Origin of the sequence: Rhodococcus sp. PML026, from assembly GCF_000963615.1 — a bacterium.
GTDB classification, from domain to species: domain Bacteria; phylum Actinomycetota; class Actinomycetes; order Mycobacteriales; family Mycobacteriaceae; genus Rhodococcoides; species Rhodococcoides fascians.
Map to the genome: position 1 here is coordinate 348,482 of NZ_KQ031371.1, position 9,715 is coordinate 358,196.

General features: G+C 64.3%; 8 protein-coding genes. 1 reads left to right on the top strand and 7 read right to left on the bottom strand.

The annotated features are described in order from the left end of the window. Nucleotides 1-23 precede the first annotated feature (23 nt). Nucleotides 24-1,304 (bottom strand): glutamate-5-semialdehyde dehydrogenase, encoded by a 1,281-nt coding sequence (locus VF34_RS09230; protein WP_032374433.1) that lies wholly within the window; start codon nt 1,302-1,304, stop codon nt 24-26. A 114-nt stretch (nt 1,305-1,418) separates the two neighbouring features. On the opposite strand from VF34_RS09230, the gene VF34_RS09235 reads away from it, so the two are divergent. Next, nucleotides 1,419-2,537 carry an NADH:flavin oxidoreductase/NADH oxidase gene (locus tag VF34_RS09235; RefSeq protein WP_032370383.1) on the top strand — a complete coding sequence of 373 codons (1,119 nt, stop codon included), beginning with the start codon at nt 1,419-1,421 and terminating at the stop codon, nt 2,535-2,537. Between the two features lie 8 nt (nt 2,538-2,545). Here VF34_RS09235 and VF34_RS09240 read toward each other — a convergent pair whose 3' ends face one another. From VF34_RS09240 to VF34_RS09265, 6 genes are all read right to left on the bottom strand, one after another. Then, nucleotides 2,546-3,514 carry a D-2-hydroxyacid dehydrogenase gene (locus tag VF34_RS09240; protein ID WP_045841266.1) on the bottom strand — a complete coding sequence of 323 codons (969 nt, stop codon included), beginning with the start codon at nt 3,512-3,514 and terminating at the stop codon, nt 2,546-2,548. Between the two features lie 2 nt (nt 3,515-3,516). Beyond that, entirely contained in the window at nt 3,517-4,944 is a 1,428-nt protein-coding gene (locus VF34_RS09245; protein ID WP_045841267.1) for an MFS transporter, read from the bottom strand. Between the two features lie 111 nt (nt 4,945-5,055). After that, nucleotides 5,056-6,252, bottom strand: a complete 1,197-nt coding sequence (locus tag VF34_RS09250) for a M20 family metallopeptidase (RefSeq protein ID WP_032374435.1) — start codon at nt 6,250-6,252, stop codon at nt 5,056-5,058. After that, nucleotides 6,249-7,595, bottom strand: coding sequence for an aminotransferase-like domain-containing protein (locus VF34_RS09255; protein ID WP_032374436.1), 1,347 nt, complete (start codon nt 7,593-7,595; stop codon nt 6,249-6,251). The genes VF34_RS09250 and VF34_RS09255 overlap by 4 nt, the downstream gene beginning before the upstream one ends. A gap of 3 nt (nt 7,596-7,598) precedes the next feature. Further along, a complete protein-coding gene (locus tag VF34_RS09260; protein ID WP_032374568.1) occupies nt 7,599-8,777 on the bottom strand; it encodes a M24 family metallopeptidase in 1,179 nt (392 codons plus the stop codon). A 221-nt stretch (nt 8,778-8,998) separates the two neighbouring features. After that, nucleotides 8,999-9,712, bottom strand: a complete 714-nt coding sequence (locus VF34_RS09265; protein WP_230593412.1) for a GntR family transcriptional regulator — start codon at nt 9,710-9,712, stop codon at nt 8,999-9,001. Nucleotides 9,713-9,715: the final 3 nt, after the last annotated feature.

Consider the following 9,715-nt stretch of genomic DNA (forward strand, 5'->3'; position numbering starts at 1 on the left):
CGGGTCGAGTGGCTGCAGGCCGGTCAGACGGGTCTGACGTGCCCGTCGCCCCACACCGTCCATTTGGTCGAGGTCAGCTCGGGCAGGCCCATGGGGCCGCGGGCGTGCAGCTTCTGGGTGGAGATGCCGATCTCGGCACCGAAGCCGAACTGCTCGCCGTCGGTGAACGCGGTGGAGGCGTTGACCATCACGGCAGCCGCGTCGACTCGTCGGGTGAATTCGCGCGCAGCACCGATGTCCGACGCGACGATCGCCTCGGTATGGCCGGTGCCGTATCGGTCGATGTGGTCGATTGCCTCGTCGAGGCCGTCGACCACCTTCAGCGCGATGTCGAGCGAGAGGTATTCCTGCGACCAATCGTCGTCGCCTGCAGGAACCAACCCCGGCAGATCACCGTGCACCGTGACGCTGTGCATCTGGAACGCCTGCAACAACCTCGGCACCATGGTCTCGGCGATCGCGGCATCGACCAGCACCGTTTCGGCGGCGTTGCACACGCTCACCCGGCGGGTCTTGGCGTTGAGCACGATCTTCTCGGCCGTCTCCGCGTCGGCGGAGGAATGCAGATAGACGTGGCAGTTACCCACCCCCGTCTCGATGGTGGGAACCGTGGCATCACGCACGACCGCGGCGATCAAACCCGCTCCCCCACGCGGGATCACGACATCGACCAGCCCGCGGGCCTGAATGAGGTGGGTGACCGTCGACCGATCAGCACTACCGAGCAGTTGTACGGCCGATTCCGGCAGCCCGTGGCTCGTGAGCGCACCCTGCAGCGCCTCGACCAGGGCTGCGTTCGACTGCGCCGCGGACGAGGACCCCCGCAGCAGCACTGCGTTCCCGGATTTGAACGCCAGACCGAACGCGTCGACGGTCACGTTGGGGCGCGCCTCGTAGACCATGCCCACGACGCCCAGCGGAACCCGCATCTGCCTGATCTCGAGCCCGTTGGGGAGCGTCGATCCGCGGATGACCTCGCCGATCGGATCGGGTAGGCCCGCCACCTGCCGCAGCCCGGCGGCAATACCGTCGATGCGCGGTGCCGTCAGCCGCAGCCGATCGAGCAGACCCTCGTCCGTTCCCGCAGCGCGGGCGATCTCGATGTCGGCGGCGTTGGCTGCGAGCACCGGCTCCGCTGCGGCCAGCACGGCGTCGGCCGCGGCATGCAGCAGCGAATCCTTTTCCGCAGTGGTCAGCAACGCCAGTGCACGTGAAGCGACGCGGGCTCGGCGAGCAGCCGAGTGCACGTTCTCGCGCTCGTCGGCAGAGGACGGCACCGAAGCGGCCGAGACGGAAGCAGTCATGCACTACACACTAATAGGGCCGGGGAATGAAGCTGCATCTCCACGTCGTTGCAGCACAGCGTGGACATCGCCGACGTCACCGACGTCGAGACCGACAGACCGGAGGAACCACCTGTGAGTGCCCTGTTCGAGCCCCTGACATTGCGCGAGCTCACCTTTCCCAACCGGGTATGGATGGCACCGATGTGCCAGTACTCGGCCGACGAGACGGGCGAGAACGTCGGCGTCGCGGGCGACTGGCATCGCACCCACCTGGTGAGCCGCGCGATCGGCGGAGCCGGCCTGATCATCACCGAGGCCACAGCGGTCAGCCCCGAGGGCCGAATCAGCCCGTCGGACCTGGGCATCTGGAACGACACACAGGCCGACGCACTGGCCGAGATCGTCACCGAGATCTCGTCCTTCGGTACCGTCCCGGGCATCCAGCTGGCGCATGCGGGCCGGAAGGGCTCGACGGCGGCTCCCTGGCTCGGTGGCACATCACTGCCCGCCGAGGATCCCCGGAGCTGGGAGACCGTGGGCCCGAGCGCCGTACCGTTCGGTCGTTACGCGACACCACGGGAGGCGACAGCCGACGACATCGCGAAGATCGTCGACGATTTTCGTAACGCTGCGCGGCGCGCACTGAAGGCCGGGTTCCAGGTGGCCGAGATACACGGCGCACACGGATACCTCCTGCACCAATTCCTCTCGCCTGCCAGCAACACCCGCACCGACGCCTACGGCGGCGACTTCGCGGGGCGGACTCGCCTGCTGATCGAGGTTGTCGACGCGGTCCGTGAGGTGTGGCCGGCCGAGCTTCCGGTGTTCGTCCGTCTGTCGGCAACGGACTGGCTCGACGAACCCGAGAAGTCCGATGCTGCAGCCGACTTGGAAGCTCCGAGTTGGACCTCTGATCAGACTGTCGCGCTGGCGCAGATACTCACCGAGCACGGCGTGGATCTCGTCGATACGTCCACCGGCGGGAACGTACGCGCCGAGATTCCGGTCGAACCCGGCTACCAGGTGCCGTTCGCACGGCGTATCCAGAACGAGACCACGATGCCGGCCGCAGCGGTGGGGATGATCACCGAACCGAAACAGGCCGAGGACATCGTTTCGCTCGGCGAGGCGACTGCGGTGCTCCTCGCCCGTGAGCTGCTGCGCGATCCGTACTGGCCACGGCGCGCGGCCCGCGAACTCGGAGTGGAGATGACACCGGCAGTTGCACCGCAGTACGAGCGGGCCTACTGACAGTCACATCACGAGACCGGTCGCACCACGAAACCGAGCTTCTTGTCGACGACATTGCGCAGCTGTTCGCCGCGAAAGTATCGCTGCGCGTTGTCGACGAAGACGTCGGCGAGACGACTCTTCCACCCCGACGCGTCCCCGCTCATGTGCGGAGTGACGACCACGTTCTCGGCCGCCCACAGCGCGTGGTCTGCCGGGAGCGGCTCGGTCTCGAAGACGTCGAGCGCAGCCCCGGCGAGGTGTCCCGAATCGAGATGTTTGAGCAGGGCATCGGTGTCGAGTAGCTCGCCGCGACCGACGTTGATCACCCTGGATCCGGGACGCATCGCAGCGAGGACCGCGTCGTCGACCAGGCCCCTGGTCTGCTCGGTCAAAGGTGCGACGAGCACCAGGTACTCGGCCGCACCGACCACTGTCGACAACTCGTCGCTCGTATGTACCGTCCCGAAATCCGGGTCGCCCTCGCGAGCTTTTCGGCCGACTCCGGAGACCGACATGCCCACTGCCGTCAACAAAGTGGCAATGGCTCGTCCGATTGCTCCGGTGCCCACGATCATCACGTGTGCACCGTCGATGCGTTCGGTCTCGCGGTGTTGCCAGATCTTCGAATGCTGCAGTGTGCGCGAACGTTCGGAGTCCTTGGCGAACGCGAGGATCTGAGCCAGCACGAACTCCGCGATAGGTCGGTCGAACACTCCACGCGAATTGGTCACGACCACATCGGATTCCACCAGCTCGTCGAACATCAACGAGTCCACGCCGGCAGCGGCGATATGGATCCACTTCAGCGATCCGCAGCGCGGCCACGCGGATTCGACTGCAGGCGAGAAGAAGTCCCACAGCAGCAACGCGTCTGCGCCGTCGACTGCATCCGCCAGGGTGTCGGCCGTGGCGTATCTGACGTCGGCGATCTTCTCGACGGGCTCGAGACCCTCGGGAAGATCGCCGGCGTGCAGAACGACGAGAACCGGTGCCACTTCTACTTCTTGTAGCCGACGAGCTCGACGCCGGACGCAGCGACCTCGTCGTCGTTGTCACCGGGGCACTGGGTGCCGCGCAACGACCGGCCCGCGGTTTCGGGCATCAGCAGGATCGGCACGAACGCGATGGCAGCTGCGATCATCATGTACCAACCCGGGATCAGGTTGGAACCCGTTCGGTCGATCAGGAACGTCAGAATCAGCGGTGCCGTGCCGCCGAAGAGCGCCGTCGAGACGTTGTATCCGATGGCGAACGCTCCGTAGCGCACCTGGGTGGGAAACAGTGCGGGCAACGTCGACGACACGCAGGAGCACATGATGACCAGCAGCACGCCGAGACCGAGCAGGCCGATGCTCTGGCCGATCAGGCCGGTGTTGATGATCAACAGAAACAGCGGGACGCTGAAGACGAAGTACCCCACACAGGCGACCAGCAGCAACGGCTTTCGGCCCACCCGGTCGGACAGAGCGCCGATGGGGTTGATGATCAACATCATGATGATCATGATGGCCACGAGAGTGAAGTTGGACTGAGTAGTGCTGTGCCCCAACGTGTCGCTGAGGTACGAGGGCAAGAACGTGAGCACCGTGTAGTACGCGATGTTGAGCAGCAGCACGAATCCCATCAGAATCAGGATCCGCTGCCAGTACGTCAGGGTGGCCTTGAGGGAGGTGACTGCTCCACCTGCACCTTCTTCGACCGTGCCGCCGTCTTCCTTGGCCTCGGCGAACACCGGAGAGTCCTCGAGCCGGGTCCGCAGCCACAACGCGACGATGCCCAGCGGGAGCGTCACCAGGAACGGGATTCGCCAGCCCCAGGCCTCCATGGTCTCGTCTCCGAGCCCGACGTTGAGCAGGGTGCACAGGGTGGCCCCGCCCACCGTGCCTGCGAGGGTGCCGAATTCGAGGAACGACCCGAAGAATCCGCGGCGCTTGTCGGGCGCGTACTCGGCCATGAACACTGCTGCGCCGCCGTACTCACCGCCGGTGGAGAAGCCCTGCACCAGTCGGCAGACGAGCAACAGCAACGGTGCTGCGATACCGATGGTGTCGAACGTCGGCAGCACACCGATCGCCGCCGTGGCCAACGTCATCATCGAGACGGTCAGGACGAGGACCTTCTGACGACCGATGCGGTCGCCGAGCGGGCCGAGCACGATGCCGCCGATGGGGCGAATGATGAACGACGCGGCCAGCACGGCGAACGTGGAGAGCAGGCTCGCTCCCCCATCGTCCGACGGAAAGAAGTTGGCGGCGATGTAGACGGCCAGGTAGCCGTACACCGCGTAGTCGAACCACTCCACGGCGTTGCCCAGTGCGGACCCGCCGATCGCGCGATGCAGAATTTTCGTTTCGTTCGCGCTGAGTGTGTCGGTACTCGGCGGATATCCGGTCGGCGAAGCTGCCGACCCTGAAGTTTCGGTCACGGTCCAATACCTCTCGCTTTATGACAACGTGGAGCGTCGGTTTGGTACTTCGCAGCGTCCGACTTTACGTCGACGCCGGGCGCACGTCTCGAACAACCCCCTCTTGGAAAACTAAAGACCAGGTGGCGCAGCGATTCTGGTGGCGATCAACGCGTACGCCTTTGCGCTGTCGGTCAATTGCTGCACGGCGACGGACTCGTCCGGCCGGTGCGCCTGGTTTTCGATCTCCCCGGGACCGAGCACGACGGTGCGGATACCCATCTGCTGTGCCACGAAACCACCATCGCACGAAGCAGTCCAGATGTCAGTGAAACCGGCAGATCCGATGTCGCGAACCGATTGCATTGCAGTGGTGACCAATCCATCGTCCGCAGCGGTGAGAAAGCCCGGCATTTCCATCGACACCTCGAGATGTACCTCGATTCCCGAACCGGTGATACCTGCCGCGTCGATGCGCGAACGCAGGTCGTCCACCACCTCCGCAGCGCTCTCGCCGGGTAGCAGCCGACGGTCGACCGTGAGTACGCACCGGTCGGCAACCATCGACGTACCGGTGCCTCCCGTCACGGTGCCCACGTTCCAGGTAGCGGGACCGAGTTCGGCGTGTGGATCCTCGTCCAATTCGATCTGCCAGTCCTCGATGACGGCGACGATGCGGGCGGCAGCGGATATCGCATTGGCACCGTTACGCGGCCGACCTGCATGAGCCGAACGCCCGCGCACGTCGATCTCGATATTCGCGGCTCCTCGGCAACCGACGATGGTCACCAGGTCCGTCGGCTCGGCCACCACGCAACACTGGAAACGACGGGGCCCCGGATCGGCGACGAATGCTCGAATACCCAAGCCCGTGTCTTCCTCGTCCACCAGACACGCCAACGTCATCGGGAAGCGATCTGCAAGACCGGCATGGTTCACCGCATCCATAGCGGCCACCACTGCGGCCACTCCCCCCTTCATGTCGCATGCTCCCCGTCCGACCATGCGCCCCTCTCGCACGACCGCGGTGAACGGATCCGTCGTCCAGCCCGTGCCCGCCGGAACGACGTCGGAGTGGCCGACGAACAGGACCCCGGGGGTGTCATCGGGTCCGATCGAGGCGATCACGTTCGGTCTGCCGGGAGCGACCTCGATCGTGCGAACGTCGAATCCCAGTGCGCGACATCGCTCCGCGAGTATTTTCGCGCATTTTTCTTCGGTGTCGCCCGGATTTTCACCGCCCGCCTCGATCAACGCGGCTGTGAGAGAAACGATCTCGTTCTCATCGACGGCGTCGAGCAGAGACTGCTGGGCACTCGGAACGGTCATCGCGTGGGGTCGGAGGCGAGCAGATGCTTCGATTTTTCCACCGCGACGGCCAACCGCCTGATGCCTTCCTCGATGCGCTCGGGTGTCGACGAGGCGAAGCACAGCCGTAGCGAATCGTGAAACTTGCCGCCCACCGACAACGCCGGTCCTGGAATGTAGGCAACACCCTCGGCCAGTGCGGTTTCGAACAGATCCTGCGTCGAGAAATCGTGGTCGTTTCCACGCAATGTCGCCCACAGGAAGAAGCCCCCGTCGGGATCCGTGGTGGACATCGCGTCACCGAAGTGTGTCGCAATGCTGTTCTGCATCGCCATCTTTCGCGGTAGGTACACCGCAGCCAGCGACCGCAGGTGCTCCTCGAGCAGCCCGCGCCGGATGTACTCGGCCACCATCCTCTGGGCCGGAAGATTCGTACAGGTGTCCATCGCCTGCTTGGCGTTGACGATCAACCGACGCGCTTCGGGGGCCGCGTCCACCCACCCCACGCGCAGACCGGGAGCGATCATCTTCGAGAAGGTCCGCACCGAGAAGATCAGCGGATCGTTCGGACTCAGCGCCCCGAAACTCGGAATCGGGTCCCCCGAGAAACGCAGCAGGCCATAAGGATCGTCGTCGAGAATCACCGAACCCCATCGGTGTGCCAACTCGATCAACAACAGTCGACGCTCGAGCGAGAGCGTGACCCCGGACGGATTCTGAAAGTTGGGAATCACGTAGATCATCTTCGGTAGACGCCCGGCTCGCTCGACGAGTTCGGGTAACGCCTCGACGATCAGACCGTCACTGTCCATCGGTGCCTCGAGAATGTCGCCGCCGTAGCTCAACACGGTGGCAGTTCCGTTGGTGTACGTGGGACTTTCGACGATGACCAGATCACCGGGATCGACGAACAGCTTGCAGGCGATGTCGAGACCCTGCATGCCGCCCGAGGTGATGACGACCCGATCCTCGGACGTGGGTTCGCCGACGGACTCGAGATACGCCAACAACGCGTCGAGCAGACCCGGATCACCCTCGGTGGCACCGTAATCGAAGGCGTCCGCTGTGAGGACACTGCCGGCGATCTCGGTGAACGCGGCAGCCGGAACCGTCTCGGCTGCAGGAGATCCCATCGCGAACCTGACGATGTCGTGTTTCTGGGCAGCGAGAAGCGATGTCGACGAGTCGATCACCGATCCCACCAGTTGGTCGGTGCGCAGGGCCCAGGGAATGGCAGGAGTGGAGCCCGCGGAACGACCCTTCTGGGCGGGAGTGGAGCCCGCGGAACGACTCGGGGTGGCAGGAGTGGAGCCTGCGGAACGACCCTTCTGGGCAGGAGTGGAGCCTGCGGTGGAGGTGGTCATGTCTCACTCCTTCGTCAGTAGTTCTCGGGGGTATGCGGTGAATGTTTCGACGCCGGTGTCGGTGACTCGGACTGCTTCGGACACCTCGTATCCGTAGTCGTCCATCCACATTCCGCCGATGATGTGAAAGGTCATGTTCTCGGCCAGGACGGTCTCGTCGTCGGTGCGTAGGCTCACCGTGCGCTCGCCCCAGTCGGGGGCGTACGCGACGCCGATCGAGTAGCCGATGCGCGAGGGTTTGTGGAGGCCATGCTTGGCCAGGCTGGTGTTCCATACCTGAGCCAGCTCGGTTGCGGTGACCCCGGGGCGGACCGTTGCCAGTACCTCGTTCAGCGCTTCACCGGTGGATTCCGCGAGGTATTTCAGACGCGGACTCGGCTTGCCGAGCACGATCGTGCGGGCCATCGGAACGTGGTACCGCCGGAACACGCCGGCCAGTTCGACGACGGTGGTCTCGCCGCGTACGAACCGTTGATCCGACCACGTCAGGTGCGGAGTGTCCGCTCCTGCCCCGGTCGGCAGCATCGGCACGATGGCAGGGTGATCGCCGCCGAAGTCGGCAGTGCCGCGTACCTGTGCGTTCATGATGGCGGCAGCGGCATCGCACTGCCGTTCCCCTACCGAAATTGCTTGGTGCGCAGCAGACATCGCGGCCTCGCACACCGTCGCCGCACCGCGCATCAACGCGATCTCGGCCGGCGACTTGACCACGCGGATCCAATTGACCAACTCGTACGAGTCGGTGAATCGGTACTCGGGTAGCGATTTGACCAGCGCTTCGAAGGCTTTGGGGCTGAAGTAGTACGAGTCCATCTCCAGTCCCACTTGACCGTGCTCGAAGTTGTTGACCAACCCCAACTCTCGTAGCTTGGCGGCTACCCAGACGAACGGGTGGGTGTCTCTGCGCTGAACGAACGTCTCCGGGTATCCGAAGGTGTGGTCCTGCGGCAACCACGACGTACGGAACGCACCGTTGGCATCCATCTCGCGAGCGAAGAAGTACAGCTCGCCGTCCAGCGGCACGTACAGCATCTGCGGGGTATAGAACGAGAGTGCGTTGTAGCCCAGCAGATAGTAGAGATTCGCGGGGTCGGTGACGATCAGCGCAGTCAGGTTCTGCGACGCCATGCGCTGACGGACGGCTGCGAGCCGGTCGGCGTATTCCTCGTCGGTGAACGTGATGGGCGTGCTGTTCGGTACGTCCGGGTAGCGAGCCAGGCCGGGAGCAGCCCGTCCTGGAGTCTGCGCGGGTCCGATTGCGGTGACGTAGGCATCGTCGGATGAGGCGTTCACGGGCACCCCCTTCGGGAGGTCTTTTAGTAGATTGTTGACAATCAGGCTATCCGCAGGTGCCGGTGGGGAGCAAGGGCTGCCGTGTTAAAGCTGTGTTGCGCCCGAAGGCTCTACCCGGGTGTGGCCAGTACGGATTGCTCGGCCTGCTCGTCGACCATGGCTCGCGTCAGATCGTGCACGGCGGTGTCCATGTGTTCGTGGACGCCATTCTCGAGCGCATCCCAATCCGATCCCAGCAGCAGATCGACGATCAGCTGATGTTCCTCGACCAGGGCTTCGGGACGGTAGTAAGCAGTTTCGAGATTTGCCATGCAAATGCGTGCCTCGGCCGCCAGCGTGGCGTACATACGAGACATCCGACTGTTTCTCGTGGCCGCTACCAGGGCAGTGTGAAAGGCAAGGTCGCGTTCGGCGAGGCCACGCCAATCCGCCCGATCGATGAAAGGCTGCATCTGCATCACGATGGCCGAGAGTTCGTCTGCGGTCTTGATCAGCTGGGCACGATCTCCATGTACCAGAGTCCATGCCGCACCGACCTCGATCGCTGCACGCGACTGGTAGATCTCGGCGACGTCGCCGCTGCTGAGCTCGACGACGAACACACCGCGGTTGCGGTAGCTGACGAGCAGTCCCTCCTGATTCAGACGCTGCAACGCCTCTCGCACGGGGCCACGTGAAATCTCCAGCTCCGCCGCGACATTCGCCTCGTTGATCTGTTCTCCGGGCGCGTAGGACCCGTCGATGATGCGATCGCGAATCTGATCCGCGATCACCATCGACGTGTTGCGTGCGTCGATCGGTGTCAGGCGTCTCGAACCGGGCATGAT

Coding starts and splice junctions, on each gene's coding strand:
- VF34_RS09255 (WP_032374436.1), bottom strand. CDS start 7,595: ATGACCACCTCCACCGCAGGCTCCACTCCTGCCCAGAAGGGTCGTTCC.
- VF34_RS09265 (WP_230593412.1), bottom strand. CDS start 9,712: ATGCCCGGTTCGAGACGCCTGACACCGATCGACGCACGCAACACGTCG.
- VF34_RS09250 (WP_032374435.1), bottom strand. CDS start 6,252: ATGACCGTTCCGAGTGCCCAGCAGTCTCTGCTCGACGCCGTCGATGAG.
- VF34_RS09230 (WP_032374433.1), bottom strand. CDS start 1,304: ATGACTGCTTCCGTCTCGGCCGCTTCGGTGCCGTCCTCTGCCGACGAG.